The sequence below is a fragment of the Streptomyces sp. NPDC002403 genome, from assembly GCF_053593015.1.
The window spans coordinates 1-20,308 of record NZ_JBSFBQ010000092.1; the positions used below are offsets into that span (position 1 = coordinate 1).

Sequence of the window (20,308 nt, forward strand, 5' to 3'; positions counted from 1 at the left end):
CTGCGCCGAGCTCGCAGGTCTTGAAGGAGCGCTGGGTGATCATTCGGTGTTGGTGTAGTCGAGGAATTCGGCGACGGCGGGGATCCCGCGGCGGCACCGCGCTGCTGTCGAAGGATCTGAAGCGTGCCGCGGGCGCATCCTCGCCCGACCGGGTGGTGGTCCACGCGTGGAGAGTGTCGGCGTTGGCGCGACCGGGAAGCGTAGGCCACGCTCGTCGCGAAAGGGAGGCCCCAAAGCGTGGCCGTGCACTGCTTCGGATATCCGCGCCTCGCTCGCGATGGTGTGAAGTTCCTGACGCTCGTCGGGCGGACCGCTGCCACTGCGTGCTCCAGCGGTTCGACCCCGGCCCCGGCTGGGAGTCATGGTCCGAGCGCGAGCGCGCGGGCGGCTGCGACGATCACCGTCACGGAGAAGGAGTACTCAATGGCCCTCTCGCAGGCCCATGCGGCCGCGGGGACCGTCACGTTCGTCCTGGACAACGCCGGCACCCTGGCACACGCGCTGGCCGTCTCGGGGTCGGGTGTGTCCGAAGCTCATACCTCGACCATCCCTCCCGGCGGCACGGCACGACTCACCGTCACCCTCCAGCCCGGCAGCTACGAGCTGTGGTGTCCCATCGACAAGCACAAGGAACTCGGCATGGACACCCACCTCCAGGTCGGCGGGAACGGCCCGGCGTCCCCGGCGCCCGGCAGCGCCGTGGCGGGCGCGACCGGGCAGTAGTGATGGCTCCCGAACCCATTGACCGCCACCACACGGTCACACGTGTGCTGCTCCAAGTGGTGACCGCGGCCGCACTGGCCGTGAACGCCTACGTCCACGCCGACCTCGCCTCTGCCTTTGACCCGATCGGACAGCAGATCAGCCAAGGAACGCTGTTCCGCCTCGAAGCCGCCGCGGCGTCCCTGGCCGCGCTGCTGGTCCTGCTTCTCGGTCGCCGGCGCCCCGTGTGGGTGTTCGCCTTCCTGGTGTCCGTCTCCGCCCTGGGCGCCGTGCTGCTCTACCGGTACGTGAACGTGGGCACGCTCGGTCCGCTGCCGAACATGTACGAGCCTGCCTGGTGGCCGAAGAAGACCGCCAGCGCGATCGCCGAGGCCGTCGGCGCCGTGACCTCGCTCGCTGGCTTCCTGATCACCGGCCCGCCACGTTCGGCATCCGCTCGGGCCGGCGCTCCTCGGGGCGACAAGGCTGGCGGCGTGGGCGGCTGATCACATGCCACGCCTCGCCCCGCGCACCGAATCCCGGCAGCTCCTGGGGGTGCTGTGGGGCACCGGCGCAGCCTATTCGGGGTTCAAGGCCACGTCGTCATCCTGCTCAAGGCCCAGCTGGGCAGCGCGCTGCTGGGCCCGGCGCTGATCCAGCTGCTCCTCGCGCTGTGGATGTACGGCCGACTGCCCGGCGGCAGCACATGTGTGAAAATGTGACGTATAGGCACATTGCTGAAGCGCAGCAGCACCACCACGGCTTGTCGCGTAGCCCTTGCGCCGGTGGTCGGCACCGATCGTGATATCGAGCTAGAGCCAGCCGGAACGACGGCCGGTGCGATGTGAGCCGACTGCGCCGACCAGCTCTCCCGCGACCGTCGTTTCGACTGCCAACCGGAAACGGTCGTCATTGCACTCGGCAACGGCCTGCTCCTTCGCCCAGACGCGGTAGCTCTCGGCGGACCGAGGCAGATCCAGCCGACCCCCTCGCCGCCCGTCACCGTCGGCGAAACGCGCGAACGCCATCCAGTCGTCGGGCTCGGCGTACCCGCTTACCGAACCAGGACGATGCCATGCCCTAATGATCACGCTCAGCGCACGCGAAGCCGAGAGCCACGCCAAGGCAGGCGTTGCCCGCCGTGCTCTGTCACACCACTGATCGTCGTCTTCGTCCGGAGCAGCGGGTCGCGCAGCGGACGCAAATCCGACTGTGTCGGAGGTGTGTCGCGAACACCCGGAGACTATGAGAGAGGGCGGGAGTCAGCGAGACTGACTCCCGCCCTCTTCTGTCGGCATCCGGCCAGCGCTTGGCCCCGGGCCATCGGACTCGCCGGTATCGGTGTCGCTGTTACGCTGAAATGGCAATCTAGAAGAGCACCGCTTACGTAACCAAAATGCAGCCGCAACCATGGATACGTCCCTAGTCAGGCGCCGATCGTCTTAGCCGCGATGATCGATTCTTTCCGTGGAGACCCGACGAGTGTGGTGCGCCCCCTCACACTTCGCAGGGGTGGGTAGCGGCCGGATCATCCCTCGTTGCGCGCCGAAGTGGTGCCGGCTTGAGGGTCTGCAGCTCCCACTCCTTCTGGAGGTCGGGGTGAAAGTTGTCGTTGATCTTTCCCGATGCGAAGGGTATGCGCAGTGCGCGTTCCTGGCTCCGGAGGCGTTCCGGATGCACGGTGAGGAAGCGCTCATGTACGACCCGAACCCCGATGACGCCCAGCGCGACCAGGTGCTACGCGCTGCGGCGGCCTGCCCGGTCCAGGCGATCCTGGTCGACCTGCTGGAGCCGCGGCACGCGACGGCGGAGGCGTCGCCGTCATGACCAGTGCCGACAACCTGCGTGCGTTCAAGCGCGATGGCCGCATCGTGGTCGTCGGGGCTTCACTGGCGGGGCTGCGGGCCGCGGAGGCTCTGCGAGACGAGGGTTTCACCGGATCGTTGACCATGATCGGTGACGAATTGGGCGAGCCCTACGACCGGCCTCCCCTGTCCAAGCAAGTACTGACCGGGTGGGTGCCGGCCGGGGGCACCACTTTGCCCCGCCGTCGCGGCATCGATGCGGAGTGGCTGCTGGGCGTGCCAGCCAGCGGGCTGGACCTCGCGACGAACCACGTGCGTCTCGCCGACGGACGCGAGGTTCCCTTCGACCGGGTGCTGATCTCCACCGGGGTACGGGCCCGGCCGTGGTTCGTCGAGTCCGAGGCGGCCCTGGACGGAGTGTTTGTCGTGCGCACGCGCGAACACGCCGAGGGGCTGGAGCGAGCCCTCGCCGCCGGTCCCTCCCGTGTGCTGGTCATCGGTGCGGGATTCACCGGCTCCGAGATCGCCTCCGTCTGCCGCGAGCGGGACATTCCGGTGACCGTCGCCGAACTCGCGCCGGCCCCCCTGGCCGGGGCGCTCGGCATCATGATTGGCGAGCTCGCGGCGGACTTGCAGCGTACTCACGGTGTGGACCTGCGGTGCGGTATCAAGGTCGCCCGGCTGGAGGGTGACTCGCAGGGACGGTTTCGCCGTGCTCACTTCGACGACGGCAGTACGGTCGACGCCGATGTGGCGGTGGTGGCACTCGGGAGCATCCGCAACACCGAGTGGCTGCGGGAGTCGGGACTGGCGGCGGGCGAGTGGGGACTCACCTGTGACACGGGCTGCCGCGCCCTCGACATCAATGGCCGCGTCACCGACGACGTTTTCGCCGCGGGAGACGTGGCACGTTGCCCGAACCCCATCTACGAATACCGGCTCATCTCACTGGAGCACTGGGCCAACGCCGTGAAGCAGGCAGAGGTCGCGGCACACAACATGGTCAGTGCCCAGGCGGACCGCTGGTCCAACCTGTCCATCCCGCTGTTCTGGTCGTTCCAGTTCGGCGTCAACATCAAGTCCGTCGGCGTACCGGCCTTCGCCGACGAGGTGGTCGTCACCCAGGGATCGCTGGAAGACCACCGTTTCGTCACCGCATATGGCTATCGAGGCCGCGTCACGGCTGCCGCGAGCTTCAACAACGGTAAGTGGCTGGATCACTACCGACGATTGATCGAGACGGCTGCACCCTTTCCGCCCCCCTGCCCCACGCCGGACCAACCGGCAGACATGAAACCAGTGCCCGTCGACTTCCCCGGCCCCGCCCTGCCCGCGCAGAGCGCCGCGGTGGTCGTCACAGGGCATGACCGGGGCCAGCGCCGTGTCACAGCCGTGCACCAGCATCGGCAGGAAGAAGGCCAGACGACCACGACCGGGACGCCCGGCACGCTGCAACGGATCTTCGACTACTCCACCCGGGCCGACCCCTACCCGCTGTATGCCGAGTTGCGCAGGACGCCGGTGGCTCGGCAGGAGGACGGCAGCTACGTCATCAGCACCTATCGCGAGATCACGGACATACTCAATGACCCGCATCTGAGCTCCGACGTGCGCAATCTGTCGCGTCCGATGCCCCCAGCCGAGGGAGGACCCACGTCGTCGTTCATCCACATGGACTCGCCCGAGCACAATCGCCTGCGGCGTATGGCGATGCGTCGCTTCGGCCCCCCGCACACCCCTGGGCTGGTGACCGGGCTTGAAGGCTTCCTGACCGCCACCGTCGGCAGCCTGATCGACGATTTGGTGGGCAAGGAGCAGATCGACGTCGTCGACGATTTCGCCCTGCTGTTCCCCGTAACCGTGATCTGTCACTTGCTCGGAGTGCCACGCGAGGACGAGCCGAGGTTTCACCTCTGGGTGAACGACATCATGAACTCGATCGACTACGACCCCAAGACCGACCCGAAGGAGAAACTGGACAAGGGCGTACAGGCCCGCAAGGACTTGCGCCAGTGCCTCGGCGAGCTGGTGGAACAGCGCCACGGCCGGCCGGGAGACGACCTGCTGTCACGACTCGCCAACGACGACGGGCCCGACGGTCGGATGGCCGACGCGGAAATCGTCGCCACCGCCAGACTGCTCCTCATCGCTGGCCATGAGACCATCGTCAACCTCATCACCAACGGCATGCTGACACTGCTGCGCCACCCGCAGGTGCTGCAACGACTGCGCGACGGACCGGACCTCGTCGTGCCGCTGGTCGAGGAACTGCTCCGCTACGAGCCCCCCGTGCACATCATTCCCTGGCGGGTGGCGTACAGCGACGTCACCGTCGCCGACACCGTCATCCCCCGGGGCTCGCAGATCATGCTCATGCTGGCCTCAGGCAGCCGCGATCCGAGGCGCTTCCACGATCCGGACCGCTTCGACCCGGATCGGCATGACAACCAGCACCTGGGGTTCGGCAGCGGCATCCACCTGTGTTTCGCCGGCCCGCTGGCCCGGCGGGAAACCCAGATCGCGCTGACCGAGCTGGTACGCCGGCTCGACCGCCCCAGGCTGGTCGCCGACCCGCCGCCGTACCGGCCCAGCCCCGTTCTTCGGGGGCCGATCCATCTGGACATCGACCAGGGTGACGGTTGACGTGAGGCTGACCCTTTGGAGTGGACACCCTGACAATGGATCTCGATGGTCTAGGGAGGGATGTTCAGGTGGGGTGCAAGTCTCCGTATCCGGAGGAGTTCAGGAAGGACGCCGTCGCGCTCTGTCGTGCCGCGGACGGCAAGCGCACGTATGCGGCGGTCGCTGCCGATCTCGGTATCGCCGCCGAGTCGCTGCGGACGTGGGTCCGCAAGGACGAGCCCCCGGGATGCCGGCGGGAGTGCGGCCGAGGAGCTGGCCCGGTTGCGGGCCGAAGCGTTCGCCGGGCTGGTGCAGCGCGGACGAGGGAAGCGCCCGCGCTGTGATTCGCTGCGCCGCGGGGCTCTTCATGCGGCACGCTTAGGCCGTGTATTGAAAGCGCTGTTCATGCTGCTTGTCGACGATCAATTCACCCGATGGGGTGAATTGGTGGTGAGCCGCTGCCTGCCTCGCTCTCTCTGATCATGATGTCCGTGAGCCGTCCCCGTACCCCACGGAGGACGGCGATTCCATGATGCGAAGACGAGGTGGGAACGAACGTGTCCAGTGAGGTGTGGAAGGTCGAGCTCGGGGCCGGCACGGTGGCGGGGCAGGTCGAGAACGGGGTCGGGACCTTCCTCGGCATCCCGTACGCGGAGGCGCCCGTCGGCACGCGACGGTACGCGGCACCGTCGCCTTCCCTCGGTTGGGAGGGCGTGCTGGAGGCGAACGCGTTCGGTCCCGCCCCGTCCCGCGCCACCGAGGGGATCTTCGACACGCTGCTGAGCGGCGACCCCGCGCTCGTGGGCGGCGACAACGTCCTGACCGTCAACGTATGGGCGCCGCGCGAGCAGGCCGCCGATCACCGGCCGGTCATGGTGTGGTTCCACGGCGGCGCGTTCCTGCGCGGCTCCTCCGCCGGGACCTGTTACGACGGATCCACCTTCGCGCGCGACGGGGTCGTGCTCGTGACCTTCAACTACCGGCTGGGTATGGAGGGCTTCGGCTGCCTCGACACCGGGCAGGCCAACCGGGGTCTCGAGGACCAGGTCGCGGCTCTGGAGTGGGTGCAGGAGAACATCGCCGAGTTCGGCGGTGACAAGGGGAACGTCACGGTCTTCGGCGAATCGGCCGGCGCGATGAGCATCCTGGCCCTGATGTCCAGTGGCGTCGCCTCGGAGGACGGCCTGTTCCACAAGGCGATCGTGCAGAGCGGCACCGCGAGCATCGGTCAGAGCGCGGAGGACGCGCGCCGCCTGTCCTACGTGGTCGCGCTCTCCGTGGGCGCCCCTTCCCCCAGCGCGGCCTACCTCGGTCAGAAGGCCCCCGCCGACGTGGTCAAGGCCCAGCAGGCGGTGCACAGCGCCGTCGTCGACTCCGCGGACCGCGAGTCGTGGGGCGACACCACCATCGACTCGTGCGGCATGTCGTTCCTTCCCGTGGTCGGCGACTACCTGGTGCCCAAGGCCCCGATCGAGTCCCTCCGCGAGGGTGTGGGGGCGGACATCCCGCTGCTGATCGGCACGACCACGGAGGAGAACCGCTTCTTCGTCGCTCCCTACGCCGACATCGTCGACGCGCCCGCCGACAAGCTCAAGGAGCGGCTCGCCGTCTGCGGGGCGCCGGCGAACGCGTACGACGTCTACCAGGCCAACTCCGGGGACACCTACCCGCGTTCCACGCCTGCCGAGACCTTCGCCGCCGTGATGACGGACCGCCTCTTCCGCATCCCCAGCTACCACGTCGCCGAGACCCGGCAGCGGGAGGGCGCGGCCCCGGCCTACGTCTACGAGCTCGGGTGGCGCTCGCCCGCGTCCACGGACACGAAGGTCCCGTTCGGCGCCGCTCACATCGTCGACCTCCCGTTCGTCTGGGACAACCTCGACGGCCCCGAGACCGCGGAGCTCCTCGGTGCCAACCCGCCCGCCGATCTGGCGAAGACGATCCGCTCGCATTGGATCGCGTTCGCGCGTACCGGCAAGCCCGGCGCCGACTGGCCCGCGTACGACGCCGTCGACCGCCCGGTCATGACCTTCGCCAAGGACGGCACCTCGGCCAACGCGGTCGTCAAGGACCCCCGTTCCCAGGAGCGGCAGCTCTGGGACGGCGTGGACTTCCTCACCAAGGCCGAGGAGGACTGAACCGTCCCTCGGCGGTCAGCTGAACGCCCTGCCCCGCCGGGGGCCCGCTCGCACTGCGGGCCAGGGCCTCCCTTGGGCCGCGAGCACGGCGGCGGCGCGGCCCGCCCTGCGGCCCTCACGGAGCCCTGGGCACCACCGTCGCCGACCTCCTGCCCGAGTACCCAGCTGCCGACCCGGACACCCCGGCCCCGGAGCTGCCGGTCGTCCTCGACATGTCGGGCAAGGTCGCCGGCCTCCTCCGCACCGCAGGCCTGGAGCCCGCCGAGCGCGCCGCGCTCGACCAGGGCGTCACCGTACGACGCGGCCAGGGCTACACCCTCCGCGTCACCGCCGTCCCCGCGATCCACCGCCGACTCCTCGACGGCACCCCGGGGAGCACGGCGGTCCCAGCACAGCGCAAGGACCGCCGTGAGTACGAGAGCCACGTCAGCGCCCGCGTTCAGTAGCCAAGATCATCCCGTGGCGGGTGTCTGGCGTACCTGGGTCATGCCCTCAGACAGGGTCATAGCCACTCGTTGATCGCCGCCACCAGCACGGTCGCCTCGAATCGGACCGCCAGCTTGTCGTAGCGCGTGGCGACAGCGCGGTTCCTCTTGAGGCGGTTGATCCCGTTGAGGCGGTTGATCCCGCACTCGACCGCATGACGCTCGCGGTAGTCGACCGGGTCGAAAAGTGGCGGCCGGCCGCCGCGGGAACCGCGCTTCCGGCGGTTGTGTGCCTGGTCGGCCTTGTCCGGGATGGTGCAGCGGATCCCGCGTCGGCGCAGGTAGGCACGGTTCTTGCGGGAGGCGTACGCCTTGCCGGCCCGCACGCGGTCCGGGCGGACGCGTGGCCGGCCCGGCCCGATGCGAGGCACGCGGCCCTTCTCCAGCACGGGTTCAAACTGCGGCGAGTCTCCACGCTGCCCAGCCGTCACCACGATCGACATGAGTTTCTGACCCTGCTCGACGACCAGGTGGAGCTTGGTGGTGAACCCGCCGCGCGACCGTCCCAACCCGTGATCACGGGGCTCGGTGAAGATGCCGCCCGGTGGTTCCTTTTGTTGGTCGCCCTGCTTACGGGCCCCGGCCGCGTGCTGATGGGCGCGGCAGACCCTGGAGTCGACGCTCAGGTCCCAGACGATCGCGCCTTTCGCGTCGGCCAGGGACTGAAGCCGGGTAACGATCCTCTGCCAGGCGCCGTTGCGCTGCCACCGGCGGAACAGGTCGTAGACCCGGCCCCAGGGCCCGTACTCGGCAGGGATGTCCCGCCACGGAACTCCGGTCCGGACCCGGAACCGTATGCCGTCGAGCAGCCGCCGCCGAGGCCAGACCGGCGGCCGCCCTGCCTTCGACCCCCTCGGTAACAGCGGCTCCAGCACCGCCCATTGTTCGTCTGTGAGATCTCCCCGCGCCATGAAACACGATCATTCACAGCCAAGATCCACTTTCGATACACGGCCTAGTACGACGTCACACCACACTCAGAGAGGCCCGGGAGAACCAGGTACAGAATCCTCGTTCTCCTGCCCCCGGCCACCGCACGCTGCGCCGCGTTGTGTTTGCCGACGAGGCCGTCGAACCCTCCGCCGGAGAAGCAGGCGATTCCGAAGCCGGAGCCGAGCCGTGCGAGTTGCGGCACCATGCCGGCTGTCTCGCACCACAGCTCCAGCCGGACCGGCTGCCCCGCCTGCCGGTCGGCCCGGTAGCCGTCCGCAGCCGCTTTCACGGCAGTCCAGAAGTCGGGCGGGCCGGTGAACGATTGTGGGGCCTGGACCGCAACCTGGGTGTCGTCCCGGATCGCTTCCCAGCCGATCCGGCCCGAGCGGCGGGTCCGGCCCGCCCTCCGAAGATCTCTTGCGCATGTACCCATGGAAAATGCCAGAACCGCCACCTGGGGCAAGCACGTTGCGTAGCCTCTGGGTCACAGCCGTACGCCACGTCGGGAGGGGATTGCGCGTGCCCGGAATCGACGAGTGCCTGCTCGAAGTCATGAGGCTGCCCGGCGCCCGCGGCGCCGCGGTGGTCGACTGGACGAGCGGCCTCGCCCTCGGCACCATCGGCGAATCGCCCAACGGCGACCACGAGGCGACCGCCGCGGAGACGGCCGAGGTCGCGCGGATGGCGGCCGAGCAGCCCGCCTTCGCACGGGAGGCCACCGAACCGCCCACCGCGTTACCCGAAGGGGCAGTCGAGGGAGCGCCGCCCCCGGTCGAAGACGTCATCGTCACCACCCGGGCCGGGTACCACATCCTCCGTTTCATCGAGACGGCCTTCGACAGCAGCGTCTTCGTCCATCTCTGGCTCGACCGCGCGGAGGGCAATCTGGCCCTCGCCCGGATACGGCTGGGCGAGATGGCCCAGCGTCTGGTCCTGGCATGAGAACCGCCCCCGCCCCGGTCGCGCCCCTCTCCCCCATGCTGCAGCGCCTCGCCGCCGAACGCGCCACCGGCGCCCTGATGCGCGACCGCGGCACCCTGTACCTCGCCGAGGGCCAGGTGGTGCACGCCGAAAGCCCCGCGACACCCGGTATCGACGTCCTGCTCACCACGGGCGGCGCCCTGCACCGCGACGGCTGGTGGGAGGCGGTCGCCAGGGCGGGCGCCGGGCAACGGGTCGGCCGCTATCTGGTGGACAGCGGGCGGGTGCCGAGCGGGGCGCTGGAGCTGTGCCACCTGGGCGCGCTGTACGACGCGGCGTTCTTCGCACTCGCCCCCACCCGGACCCCGGCCCGATTCCGCTACGGGGTCTCCCACTGGATCGGCCCCGTCCGCCCCGTCCCCGTCGATGCCGTGCAGCGCGAGACGCTCCGGCGCCGGGAGCTGCTGGAACGGATCTGGCCCGATGCGGTGACCGACAGCGCACCGCTCGTACGGACGGGCCGCTCCGTCGACGCACCTGTTCCGCCGGGCCGGCGCCGCGTGCTCGATCTCGTGGACGGGGCACGCACCGCATCGGACATCGCCCAGGAGCTGGGCAGGCCGGCGTTCCATGTCCTGGTCGATCTGCACCGCCTGGCCGCGGCCGGACTGGTCGAAGCGGTACGGGAGCTGTCGGCCGCGGCCGCCCCCGGCCGGATCGCGCTTCCGGAGGTCACGGCCGACCCCGACGTCGCGCTGCTGCGCCAGCTCCGAGACGCATTGGAGGCCCTGTGATACGCGCGCTCAGACAGCGTGCCGGGAGGAGACAGCTGATGGTGCCCGAGGCCGAAGCGCAGGATGTGCTGGCCGAACTCCAGAGACTTCGGGCCCGGGTCCCGCTCCTCTCCGGCGCTCTGGCGGCCAGCACCGATGGTCTCGTCCTGGCCCATGACACGCCGGGCGTGGAGGCGGAGGGCGTCGCCGCACTGACCGCGGCCGCGCTCGGCGTCGCGATCCGGATGACGGACGCGACCGGCCGGGGCGGCTTCCGCGAACTTCTCGTACGGGGCGGGACCGGCTACATCGCGACGTACGCCGCAGGCTCCTCGGCCGTCCTCACGCTGCTGGCCGAGGACCGGATCAACGTCGGCAGGCTCCATCTGGAGGGCCGCCGGGCAGGCACCCGCATCGGCGAACTGATAGACGCCGCGCTGGAACGCGCCGCACACCCGGCACCCCCGGCCCACGCCCCCGAGCCGCCCACCCCGCGGCCCGGCCCACTGCCGCGCCGCACGTAACACCACATGCCCCGCAGACAACCCAAGGATCCGGTCGACCCGGCCGGCCAGGAAAGGAAACGAGCACGCATGTCGAACACCGAAGCGTCACTCAAGGAAGCGATGACGTCGATCGAGGGCACCCTCGGTGTCGCCCTCGTCGACTACACCAGCGGAATGGCGCTGGGCACCCTCGGCGGCGGCAAGGACTTCAATCTGGAGGTCGCGGCCGCGGGCAACACCGATGTCGTACGCGCCAAGCTCCGCACCATGGAACACCTCGGCCTCCAGGACGAGATCGAGGACATCCTGATCACACTCGGCGGCCAGTACCACCTGATCCGGCTGCTCAAGGCCCGAGGCAGCAACGGCCTTTTCCTGTACCTGGTGCTGGACAAGGGCCGCGCCAACCTGGCGATGGCCCGCCACCAGCTGAAGCGGATCGAGGCCGAACTGGAGGTCTGACCCGGCGGCCTCAGCGCCGACGCCGCGCCCCGCCGGGCGCGGCGTCACCCGCCATCGGCCCGGTCGTCCGATACCCCTTCACCCGCTTGCCCGCGAGCCGGCCGCGCTCCCCCTCAGTCGGTCCGCACCCAGTACAGGGCGTCGTCCCGGCGCTCGCGCTGCCCGATCCGGATGGCCTTGATCCAGAGTCCGGCCCCCGCACCCGCGAGCACCAGCCCGCTGGCCCCGGGCAGCAGGAACGCGCTCGCCACCGCCGCCAGGGAGGCGGCGTGCGAGCGGGAGCGGGGCGAAGCGAACGGCGGCGGCTGAGGTCCTGGGCGGGGTGTTCCGCTGTCGGACCGTGCGTGCCGGCTGCCGTTGAGAGCGGTGACGCACCCCGCCCGGGGTGCGGAGGCGGGCGGGGTGCGTGTGGGGCATTGGGGGGGCGTGGGCTGCGCGCTGACGGCGGCGCAGGGGGTGGTGGGGTGCGTCGACGGGGTGGAGTGGTCCGTGCTGGTTCCGGGAAGACAGGTGGCCTTCCATCCTCAGGCGGCTGGCCTGCCTGGGGGAGGAACGGTCGCCGCGATGCGTGGCGGGCGTGCGGAGGCGGCGGTGCGTGTGGAGGTGGTGGCGTGAGCACGTACGGAGGCTGGGGGCAGGGGGAGGACGAGGAGGAAGTGGTCTGGCAGCTGGCCGGGCTGCTGAAGACGCGGGCGTGGCTGGTGGGCGGGCGGGACGATGCGGCCATCGAGGCGGTGTACCGGCATCGGGGCGCGCTGCGTGAGGTGCTGGCGGCGGCGGGGTGCACGCTGGCGCTGGAGGCGGATCTGGTGCGTGTGTACAACCCCGCTCCCCCGCACTCGGCACGGCTGCCGGAGGGGGGTGGTGCGCAGGGGGTGTGGTTCTGGCTCGCGGTCGGTGCGCTGGAGTCGCTGCCGGCCAGGGTCCGGCTGGGGCAGGTGGCCGCGGCGGCGCGGGCCGGCGCGGCCGAGATCGAGCTGCCGGTGACGCAGTCGCGCGTGGAACTTTCGGCGTTCGCCGCCGGGCTGCGGCGGCTGTGTGGCTGCGGGGTGCTGGAGGAGCTGGAGGGCCGGGTCGAGGCATTGGTGGACGGTGAGGAGGATCCGCCCGTGCTGCTGAAGGTCCATCACACCCGGCTTCTGCACTTGCTGCCCCGGGGTGCGCCGGTCGACGACTGGGGGCGGTGGGCCATCGATCCCGCCGGAGATCCGGCGGGGTGGCTGGCCGGGCTGGAGCGGCCGGCTGACGCGGGGCTGCGAGTGTGCGCGATGCTCGCCGACCAGGCGGTGCTACATGCCTGTGATCTTGACGAGGACGAGCTGCGGTGGCTCAGCCACAAAGGTCCCACCGACGGTGCGGCCCTCGCCCGGTCCTTCGGCCTGACCCTGGAGCACCGGCTGGAGGGAGCGGCGTGGGTGATGCCGCAGGAGACCTATGACGAGCGGGTGGCGGGATGGTTCCGATTCCCCGGGCGGCGGCGCAGCGATGCCGGAACGGTGCGGCATGCCGCACTGCTCCTCATCGACGTCCTCGTCTCTGGGGGTGACCGGTCATTCGAGCTGCCGGATGGGCGGCTGGTGCCGCTGACGGACGAGGACCTGGATCATCTGCCGTTGCCGACTCGGCACGTCGCCGAGGTCCTTGGTTTCGTTCCGGGGACGGACATCGACCCGATCAGCTACGGACGGGCCTACTACGCCGCGCCGGACGGGCCGGCTGCGGACCGCCCGTACGTGCTGTTGACGGAGGTCCTGGCACGCACCGGGTACGTGGGCCTCTGCAAGATCGCCATTGGCCGCCGCGAGCGGCTGGCCGTGCTGCAGCCGAGACACGGAGTCCTGGTGTGCCAGACCCTGCTGTGGCAGGACGAGCTGCGCGATCCCGGCGACCTGGCTCCATCGACACCGGTGACGGAGAGCTTCGGCTCGCCGAAACGCTGCTGTCTGAGTTGACCGGGATTGAGATGCGGGAACTGCACGACGAATACGGTCGCGCGCTGGAGCAGCTGGTGGACGCCAAGGTCTCGGGCGGCCAAGTTGAGACGCTGCCGGTACCCCAGCCGGCCGCCGACCTGCTTGCGGAGTCCGCTCAGCTGGCGGGGAGCGTCATTCCCTTGGTGCTCTATTCCGCGATGATCACGGAAGGGGTCCCACGAAGGAGGCGGCGATCTTAGGGAGCCGCACGGCCGATGCGGGACGCCAGGCCCTGGGTGAGGCGGGCAGCAGCGGCAGGCGCCGCGCGCCCCTGCCGCCGGAGCTGGGATGGGCCCAGCAGCGGTGTCCGCATCACGCACAACGCGAAGAAGAACTGTCCCATGACGGGGATGAGAAGGATCGGCGGGAAAAAGAGCAGGAACCAGAGAGGAAGGAGCAGGAGCCCACCCAGCCGACCCCGGAATGCCATGCCAGTGCGGGTGCTGGCCAGCCCGTAGATGAAGCTGATCAGGATGGACGGGATCCCAATGAGCATGAAGAGGCCAGGCCCGTCGTTGGCGATGCCCCTGAATTCCGCCGCCAGTAACGCCACCACAGCCGCCCAGGTGATCGCGAAGGTGATGGCGTACCGGACCACCAGGTCAATCAGCCGCAGTCCGATGACCCCCAGGTTCCGCCACGGTGTACTCGCGTCCACAGCCTGCTCCCCTCGTGGCATGCCTGATCAAGGCGGCACCCCAGGGTGACGTCCGTTGCGCGACATCCTGCCAGCGCCATTGAACGCGTTCAATAATTACTGAACTTGAGCGGGCATTGTCGGGCTGCACCTCGGACAGTGCGCAGATGACCTCGTTAGTCCTGGTGCGGTGAGACATCCGCGGGGATGGTGGCTTGACCGACGCCGAGAGGGCTGCATGGGAGCGCCTGGATCCAGGCCGTGGCCCGCTTCGAGACCGAGCAGCAGGGCCCACGCGCCGCGCGAACGCCGGTCAGCTCCCGGCATTCCGCAATGTCGAGCGCGGCGGCCGCATTCACGACGTCGCGAGCCCGCCATCGGCACCGTCGTCCCCGGCCAGACGCGACCTCCGGCGAGAGCACGGCTTGTCCGGCCATGGTGCTGCGCCGGGACGTGATGTGTCGAAGCTGATCACCGATGAGACGGGCGAGCCTCGGACGGAGTACGAGAGCTGGTCGTGCGCTGGAACGGCGAGGAGGTCGTCGTCACCGAACTCGAGGCACGGCCCTGAGCAGCGGGGAGACTCGCCACGCCCTGTCGGCGTGGCTGGCCGGTTTCGGATCGGGGCAGCATCTTTGTGATGCGATCACGCTCGCACCGCATAAGGATCGGAATACGAGTGGTGGTCCGATTGCCCCATGAGGCCCAGTTGCAGCCGCGCCCATGCCTCGCGGCAGGCGGCGGCACGGGCGTTCGAGCGGGTCAAGCGGGTACGGTCTCCTCCAGCGCCACCACGACCATCACCGGAAGATCGGTGTCATGCTGGATCACACCGGCCGTCAGGGTTCGGCCGTCGAGGGTCCACTTCTTCACTGCGATGAACTCGTCCTTGTCCGCCGCAGTCTGTTCGCCTTCGACGAGGTGGCCGGCGAGAGAGGAACCCTCGATCTCAGGCAGGAAGTCGGCCAGCGCCCGCTCCCCCTGCTCGTAGACGGCATCCAAGTCGTCGAAGTAGCCCGACTCGTCGACGTCACGGATCCAGACGGTGAACGAGACGATGACCGCTTCACCTTCGAGCATCTGGGTCCAGCCCCGAATGCCGTTCCTTTCCCATGATGTCTCCACGCCGTCGCGGGGCTTGCCTCTGGGCGTCCACTCCTGGGCCGAGAACCGCCCTGCCGCGCCTTCGGCGGTCAGCGGGGCGACACCCCGGAGCTCTTCCAGCATTGCGATCACTGCAGCCATGGACTCATTCCACTCATGCTGTTGCCGGGCACGTGATACGCCTTCAGCTGCCCGCTGGCGTAGGCCTCGGGAAAGGCCTTGGACAGCACTTCGTTCACATGCGCGGCACCCCATCCATTGGACACCATATAGCGGACTCCCTTGCCTCCGAGATCCTCGCTGAGAGCGAGCAGCTTGTCGGCCTGCGCTGTGAGCCGGCCCTCGTCGTAATAATCGAAATCGTCCCGCGGGCCGCCGTCGACGAGTACCGACATGCCTCATGACCTCAACGGATGACATTTTCGGCAAAGGCAGGGCCCCTGGGACACCCGATCGGAAACCAGTGAATTGGTGAAACTCGAGGTGTCACCGCCAGTCGTACGGGCCGTCCACGCTGGCAGGCTCCACCATCGAGTCAACGGGATGGACGGAGAACTGATGGCGCAGGACCTGCAGGAAGCCGCGTCGGCCGCGCCGGTGGCCAACAAGCGCATCAATGCCGGCATGAGACTCATGGGATGGCTGACGACCACCGACCACAAGGTCATCGGCAATCTTTACATAATCACCGCGTTCGGGTTCTTCCTGCTGGCCGGAGTGCTGGCCATGCTCATGCGCGCGGAGCTGGCCCGGCCAGGGCTGCAGATCGTCAGCGCGGAACAGTACAACCAGCTGTTCACTGTCCACGGCACCATCATGATGCTGCTGTTCGCCACGCCGATGTTCGGCGGCTTCGCGAACGCCATCATGCCGCTTCAGATCGGCGCGCCCGACGTCGCCTTCCCGCGCCTCAACGCGCTCACCTACTGGCTCTTCCTCTTCGGCGGAACCATCGTGGTGTCCGGATTCGTGGTGCCCGGCGGCGCGGCGCACTTCGGCTGGTTCGCCTACGCACCGCTGAACAGTGCCGTCTTCTCGCCCGGTGCCGGCGGAGACCTCTGGATTATGGGCCTCGTGCTGTCGGGGATCAGTACGACCCTGGCATCGGTCAATTTCATCACCACAATCGTCTGTCTGCGCGCGCCGGGTATGACCATGTTCCGGATGCCGATCTTCACCTGGAACGTACTGTTCACCTCGATCCTCGCGCTGCTTTCTTTTCCGGTGCTCGCCGCCACCCTGCTCGCCCTAGAAGCCGACCGGAAGTTCGGGGCCCATGTTTACGACGCCGCGAACGGCGGTGCGCTGCTGTGGCAGCATCTGTTCTGGTTCTTCGGTCATCCCGAGGTCTACATTGTCGCGCTGCCCTTCTTCGGAGTGGTGAGCGAGATTATTCCCGTGTTCAGCCGGAAGCCGATGTTCGGGTATTTCGGAATGGTGATGGCCACGATCAGCATCACCATGCTCTCGGCGGTTGTCTGGGCCCACCACATGTTCGCGACAGGAGCCGTTCTCCTTCCCTTCTTCTCCGCCATGTCGTTCATCATCGCCGTGCCCACCGGTGTCAAGTTCTTCAACTGGATCGGCACCATGTGGCTCGGCAGTATCTCGTTCGAGACACCCATGCTCTGGGCAATCGGTTTCCTCGTGACTTTTCTCCTCGGCGGCCTCAGTGGAGTGCTGATCGCCTCACCCCCGCTGGACTTCCATCTCACCGATTCGTACTTCATCGTCGCCCACCTCCACTATGTGCTCTTCGGAACAGTAGTCTTCGCGATGTTCGGCGGCTTCTACTTCTGGTGGCCCAAGTTGACCGGACGCATGCTGGATGAACGCATCGGACGTATCCATTTCTGGACCTTGTTCATCGGCTTTCAGCTGACCTTCCTGGTCCAGCACTGGCTGGGGGAGGCCGGAATGCCCCGGCGTTACGCCGACTATCTCGCGGCGGACGGCTTCACCTTGCTTAATACGATCTCGTCCGTCGGCTCCTTTCTGCTGGGCCTGTCGACACTGCCGTTCCTGTACAACGTGTGGCGCACCAGCAGTTATGCGCCCAAGGTCGAGGTGGACGACCCGTGGGGGTTCGGCCGTTCCCTGGAGTGGGCGACCTCTTGTCCGCCGCCGAGGCACAATTTCCGGGCTTTGCCCCGCGTGCGTTCCGACTCGCCGGCCTTCGACCTGCACCATCCCCTCACGCCGGAGAAGCAGAAGCCGGGCCTCGGCCGAGGCGGGTCCCGCTCCGCATCGGGCGCTGAAGAGGAGTCGGGCGAATGAAGACCGAGGCCATTGTCTTCGCCGGGGTCGCGGGGTTCTTCCTCGTGACCGATGTTCTCTACGCCGTGTGGTCCCGTGATCCGACAGGCACGGCGGCTCTCACTGTCTCGTTCCTCATGGCGTTGCTGGTCACGTTCTTCTTCGCCACCAACTACCGGAGGAAGGGCCTGCGCCCCGAGGACCGCGGGGACGGGTACATCCACGAGCGGTCCGGTCCGGTGGACTTCTTTCCTCCGCACAGCATCTGGCCGTCACTGACAGCCGCGGGGATGGCCCTGCTCGCCATCGGTGTGGTGTTCGGTCTGTGGCTGTTCCTGATCGGTTTGGGCTTGGTCCTGGCGGGGGTGTTCGGAATGGTCTTCCAGTACGTGCGTGTCCAGGACTGAGGGTGGTTCTCAGTCCTCGCGTTCGCGGACCGGCTCCGGCCGTGTCGTCCGCTCCGCGATCCGGGACCGTTGCTCCTCCGTGACGGGCAGTTCCACGAGGTCCCCGTAGTACCAGCCGCTCAGTACGGTCCGAAGCCGTCGCCGACTAGAGATCGGGCCCTGCGCGGGGAGCTCCAGGGGCGTCGGGACATCACGCATCAGGATGCGGTAGCGGGCTGTCGGGTTCAGGCCGCGGCGGCTCTCCGAGAGATCGCCGTTCACCGACTGTGTCACCTGGCCGGTCTCCTCGCCTTCGGTCAGCCGATGGAGGTCCCGCATCTGAAGGGCGAGGCAGAGGCGTTTGGTCAGCGCGAAGGCCAGGAGTGGGGCGGCGATCAGCGCGGTTCTGAGGATCCAGGTCATGACCTCGACCGAAACCCTGAACGAGAAGGCTACGACGTCGTTGCCGCCGGCGACCAAGAGAACGGCGTAGAAGACGATGGCCGCCACGCCGAGCCCCGCACGGGTCGGCCGATTGCGCGGCCGGTCGCACAGATGGTGTTCCCTGTGGTCGCCTGTCACCCATTTCTCGAAAAAGGGATAGAGGAACAGCACTGTGAAGACCACGCCTGGCAGCACGATCGCCGGAATGAACACATTCCACATGACGGTGTGGCCCGCAATGTCGGTCTCCCATGGCGGCATCAGCCGGAGCGCGCCCTCCAGGAACCCGACATACCAGTCCGGCTGTGCGTTACCCGAGACCTGGTTGGCGCGGTAGGGGCCGTAGTTCCATACGGGGTTGATCTGGGCGAGCGCGCCCAGCAACGTCAGTACGCCGAACACTATGAGGAAAAAACCTGTGGTCTTCGCGGTGAAGTGAGGAAACGCCGGTGAGCCGACGGCGTTTTCGTTGGTCTTCCCCTGACCCGCCCAGTGGGTGTGCTTGAGATAGACCACCAGGATGAGATGAGCGGTGATCAGCGCCACGATCAGGCCGGGCACGAGCAGGACATGCACGGGGTACAGACGGGGGATCACGGCATCGCCCGGGAACTGTCCGCCGAAGACAAACAGCTCCAGGTACGTTCCAACGAAAGGGATCGACCCCACGATGGTGGCCGCCGTCCTCAGGCCCGTACCGGACAGCAGGTCGTCGGGCAGCGAGTAGCCCGCGAATCCTTCGAGTAGCGCGAGTACGAACAGTGTCACGCCCACGATCCAGTTGGCCTCCCGCGGTTTACGGAAGGCGCCGGTGAAGAAGATCCGCAGCATATGGACGGCGATCGCGGCGACGAACACGAGTGCCGCCCAGTGGTGGATCTGACGGATCAGCAGGCCTCCGCGCACGGTGAAGCTGATGTTGAGGGTGGTGGTGTAGGCCTGCGTCATTCTCACCCCCTGAAGGGGCACATAGGAACCGGTGTAGACGGTCTCCATCATGCTCGGGTTGAAGAACAGAGTGAGGTACACGCCGGTGAGGAGCAGGACCACAAAGGAGTAGAGGGCGATCTCACCGAGGAAAAAGGACCAGTGGTCGGGAAAGGCCTTGCGCAGCAACTGCCGGGCCAGCTCGCTGACGGGCAGGCGCCCATCCACCGCACCGTAACCACTGACCGCCGTCTTCCCGGCCCGGGCCTCCAGCTGCGCCTTACGCCTCCGCAGGGGCATGCACCACTCTCCCGTCGATCTTCCTTCCACCCCCGCCCCTTATTGTTACGGTTCGCTCGTTATGGGTAGCGCATTACTCGAAGGGACTACGCAGAATCGCGGTATCGGCACCTGATCGGCCGCCCTGGCCCTGACGTGCCGGGTGGCGCCGCGCGGGTACGCCGGCCCCACCCCGCGAGCGAATCAATCTCCCCCAGCACTGCCCTTAACAAGGGATTAGGCAGGAAAAGCTAAGGGCGGGCATAGAAAGCAGATCTTGACCGCGCGGTGATCTCGGCAAGTGCCGCCGATGTCGCCGACCCGTCAGCCGCCGGGTCTTCCACTGCCAAAAGCCCCACCGTTGTCATCCTTGGGTACGTCCATTGGCGAAGAGGGGCGGTTGATCTCATACGGGCTGAGACCTTCCCCGAAATCATCTGCAGCCCTCAAGTTTTCGCTACTTCGGGAGGAAAGTTCGGGCCGTGGTCCCGGCTGTCGTGCCCGAGACCGACGGCGCGCGTCCCACCAGACGAGGCCAAGCAGAACAGCGACTACGACCACTGCTATACCGAGGGGGAAAATCCAGCGCACAGCCGAAGCGGCCAGTTTGATGTCACTGATGGGCGCCTGGCTCACAAGGTGGCTCATCTGGCCCACATCCTTTCTGAGGGGATTCCACCGCTCACAAAGCGAGGCAGAAGCTTCCGCTCATTAGAGAGAGCCCGCAATGGCCGGAGCCGTGGGAAACTCCAATCCCGCCGCCCTTTGCGGGATCAATCTCGCGGGGCCCGCCTGAACTGGACGTCTGGCAAGGCTCAAGCTCCCTGATAAGTCTACGGCGGGGAGTGTACGGGGGACCGCTAGTGTCCTGAGTCGGAGATTCATCGTTGGTTGGGTATGAGTCGTCCGGGTCCGAAGATTCCGCCGTTGTTGGTGACTGATGCCCAGCGGGCGG

At 68.0% G+C, this 20,308-nt stretch carries 21 protein-coding genes and 3 pseudogenes; 17 read left to right on the forward strand and 7 right to left on the reverse strand.

The window, feature by feature from the left end:
• The first annotated feature begins 282 nt into the window (after nucleotides 1–282).
• The 9 genes and pseudogenes from ACWCPY_RS41045 to ACWCPY_RS41085 all read left to right on the forward strand — a co-directional run bounded on the left by ACWCPY_RS41045 (nucleotide 283) and on the right by ACWCPY_RS41085 (nucleotide 7,713).
• Nucleotides 283–723, forward strand: coding sequence for a cupredoxin domain-containing protein (locus ACWCPY_RS41045; protein ID WP_451274016.1), 441 nt, complete (start codon nucleotides 283–285; stop codon nucleotides 721–723).
• Nucleotides 724–767: 44 nt separating this feature from the next.
• Entirely contained in the window at nucleotides 768–1,208 is a 441-nt protein-coding gene (locus tag ACWCPY_RS41050; protein WP_451273985.1) for a hypothetical protein, read from the forward strand.
• A 54-nt stretch (nucleotides 1,209–1,262) separates the two neighbouring features.
• On the forward strand, nucleotides 1,263–1,424 hold the full coding sequence (locus ACWCPY_RS41055) for a DUF6529 family protein (protein ID WP_451273987.1): 162 nt from the start codon (nucleotides 1,263–1,265) through the stop codon (nucleotides 1,422–1,424).
• 877 nt (nucleotides 1,425–2,301) lie between these two features.
• Nucleotides 2,302–2,529, forward strand: a complete 228-nt coding sequence (locus tag ACWCPY_RS41060; RefSeq protein WP_451273989.1) for a ferredoxin — start codon at nucleotides 2,302–2,304, stop codon at nucleotides 2,527–2,529.
• A pseudogene (locus ACWCPY_RS41065) lies at nucleotides 2,526–3,896 on the forward strand (NAD(P)/FAD-dependent oxidoreductase); the annotation flags it as partial. The gene ACWCPY_RS41060 and the pseudogene ACWCPY_RS41065, both read left to right, overlap by 4 nt.
• A gap of 132 nt (nucleotides 3,897–4,028) precedes the next feature.
• Complete coding sequence (locus ACWCPY_RS41070) at nucleotides 4,029–5,150, forward strand: cytochrome P450 (RefSeq protein ID WP_451274018.1); 1,122 nt, start codon at nucleotides 4,029–4,031, stop codon at nucleotides 5,148–5,150.
• A 68-nt stretch (nucleotides 5,151–5,218) separates the two neighbouring features.
• A pseudogene (locus ACWCPY_RS41075) lies at nucleotides 5,219–5,489 on the forward strand (transposase); the annotation flags it as partial.
• A 197-nt stretch (nucleotides 5,490–5,686) separates the two neighbouring features.
• The gene (locus ACWCPY_RS41080) at nucleotides 5,687–7,267 is read left to right on the forward strand and encodes a carboxylesterase/lipase family protein (RefSeq protein ID WP_451273991.1); all 1,581 of its coding nucleotides are present in this window, start codon (nucleotides 5,687–5,689) and stop codon (nucleotides 7,265–7,267) included.
• A gap of 212 nt (nucleotides 7,268–7,479) precedes the next feature.
• Nucleotides 7,480–7,713, forward strand: coding sequence for a hypothetical protein (locus ACWCPY_RS41085; protein ID WP_451273993.1), 234 nt, complete (start codon nucleotides 7,480–7,482; stop codon nucleotides 7,711–7,713).
• Nucleotides 7,714–7,769: 56 nt separating this feature from the next.
• On the opposite strand, the gene ACWCPY_RS41090 is transcribed toward ACWCPY_RS41085, so the two are convergent.
• Together ACWCPY_RS41090 and ACWCPY_RS41095 are read right to left on the reverse strand one after the other, a co-directional pair.
• On the reverse strand, nucleotides 7,770–8,663 hold the full coding sequence (locus ACWCPY_RS41090; protein WP_451273995.1) for an IS5 family transposase: 894 nt from the start codon (nucleotides 8,661–8,663) through the stop codon (nucleotides 7,770–7,772).
• A gap of 44 nt (nucleotides 8,664–8,707) precedes the next feature.
• Nucleotides 8,708–9,148 (reverse strand): hypothetical protein, encoded by a 441-nt coding sequence (locus ACWCPY_RS41095; RefSeq protein ID WP_451273997.1) that lies wholly within the window; start codon nucleotides 9,146–9,148, stop codon nucleotides 8,708–8,710.
• Nucleotides 9,149–9,204: 56 nt separating this feature from the next.
• Between ACWCPY_RS41095 and ACWCPY_RS41100 the strand changes: the two genes are divergently transcribed.
• The 4 genes from ACWCPY_RS41100 to ACWCPY_RS41115 all read left to right on the forward strand — a co-directional run bounded on the left by ACWCPY_RS41100 (nucleotide 9,205) and on the right by ACWCPY_RS41115 (nucleotide 11,347).
• Nucleotides 9,205–9,627, forward strand: coding sequence for a hypothetical protein (locus tag ACWCPY_RS41100; RefSeq protein WP_451273999.1), 423 nt, complete (start codon nucleotides 9,205–9,207; stop codon nucleotides 9,625–9,627).
• Nucleotides 9,624–10,400 carry a transcriptional regulator gene (locus ACWCPY_RS41105; protein ID WP_451274001.1) on the forward strand — a complete coding sequence of 259 codons (777 nt, stop codon included), beginning with the start codon at nucleotides 9,624–9,626 and terminating at the stop codon, nucleotides 10,398–10,400. The genes ACWCPY_RS41100 and ACWCPY_RS41105 overlap by 4 nt, the downstream gene beginning before the upstream one ends.
• A gap of 38 nt (nucleotides 10,401–10,438) precedes the next feature.
• Nucleotides 10,439–10,903, forward strand: a complete 465-nt coding sequence (locus ACWCPY_RS41110; RefSeq protein WP_351266303.1) for a roadblock/LC7 domain-containing protein — start codon at nucleotides 10,439–10,441, stop codon at nucleotides 10,901–10,903.
• Between the two features lie 69 nt (nucleotides 10,904–10,972).
• Nucleotides 10,973–11,347, forward strand: coding sequence for a hypothetical protein (locus ACWCPY_RS41115; RefSeq protein WP_266501900.1), 375 nt, complete (start codon nucleotides 10,973–10,975; stop codon nucleotides 11,345–11,347).
• A 10-nt stretch (nucleotides 11,348–11,357) separates the two neighbouring features.
• Here ACWCPY_RS41115 and ACWCPY_RS41120 read toward each other — a convergent pair.
• Nucleotides 11,358–11,613: pseudogene (locus ACWCPY_RS41120) on the reverse strand (hypothetical protein); the annotation flags it as partial.
• 345 nt (nucleotides 11,614–11,958) lie between these two features.
• Between ACWCPY_RS41120 and ACWCPY_RS41125 the strand changes: the two are divergent.
• Nucleotides 11,959–13,299: a DUF2398 family protein gene (locus ACWCPY_RS41125; protein WP_451274004.1), complete on the forward strand. Its 1,341-nt coding sequence runs from the start codon at nucleotides 11,959–11,961 to the stop codon at nucleotides 13,297–13,299.
• Nucleotides 13,296–13,520: a hypothetical protein gene (locus ACWCPY_RS41130; protein WP_451274006.1), complete on the forward strand. Its 225-nt coding sequence runs from the start codon at nucleotides 13,296–13,298 to the stop codon at nucleotides 13,518–13,520. Before ACWCPY_RS41125 ends, ACWCPY_RS41130 begins: the two co-directional genes overlap by 4 nt.
• Here the strand turns inward: ACWCPY_RS41130 and ACWCPY_RS41135 are convergent.
• The 3 genes from ACWCPY_RS41135 to ACWCPY_RS41145 all read right to left on the reverse strand — a co-directional run bounded on the left by ACWCPY_RS41135 (nucleotide 13,517) and on the right by ACWCPY_RS41145 (nucleotide 15,456).
• Nucleotides 13,517–13,978 carry a hypothetical protein gene (locus ACWCPY_RS41135; protein WP_451274008.1) on the reverse strand — a complete coding sequence of 154 codons (462 nt, stop codon included), beginning with the start codon at nucleotides 13,976–13,978 and terminating at the stop codon, nucleotides 13,517–13,519. The two genes, ACWCPY_RS41130 and ACWCPY_RS41135, sit on opposite strands and share 4 nt — an antisense overlap.
• Before the next feature lie 741 nt (nucleotides 13,979–14,719).
• Nucleotides 14,720–15,202: a hypothetical protein gene (locus ACWCPY_RS41140; RefSeq protein WP_451274010.1), complete on the reverse strand. Its 483-nt coding sequence runs from the start codon at nucleotides 15,200–15,202 to the stop codon at nucleotides 14,720–14,722.
• A complete protein-coding gene (locus ACWCPY_RS41145) occupies nucleotides 15,190–15,456 on the reverse strand; it encodes a hypothetical protein (RefSeq protein ID WP_451274012.1) in 267 nt (88 codons plus the stop codon). Before ACWCPY_RS41145 ends, ACWCPY_RS41140 begins: the two co-directional genes overlap by 13 nt.
• A gap of 229 nt (nucleotides 15,457–15,685) precedes the next feature.
• Between ACWCPY_RS41145 and ctaD the strand changes: the two genes are divergently transcribed.
• Complete coding sequence (gene ctaD, locus ACWCPY_RS41150) at nucleotides 15,686–17,338, forward strand: aa3-type cytochrome oxidase subunit I (protein WP_451274020.1); 1,653 nt, start codon at nucleotides 15,686–15,688, stop codon at nucleotides 17,336–17,338.
• A complete protein-coding gene (locus tag ACWCPY_RS41155) occupies nucleotides 17,335–17,724 on the forward strand; it encodes a cytochrome c oxidase subunit 4 (RefSeq protein ID WP_351265461.1) in 390 nt (129 codons plus the stop codon). Before ctaD ends, ACWCPY_RS41155 begins: the two co-directional genes overlap by 4 nt.
• A gap of 9 nt (nucleotides 17,725–17,733) precedes the next feature.
• On the opposite strand, the gene qcrB is transcribed toward ACWCPY_RS41155, so the two are convergent.
• Nucleotides 17,734–19,374: a cytochrome bc1 complex cytochrome b subunit gene (qcrB, locus tag ACWCPY_RS41160; protein WP_451274014.1), complete on the reverse strand. Its 1,641-nt coding sequence runs from the start codon at nucleotides 19,372–19,374 to the stop codon at nucleotides 17,734–17,736.
• Nucleotides 19,375–20,308: the final 934 nt, after the last annotated feature.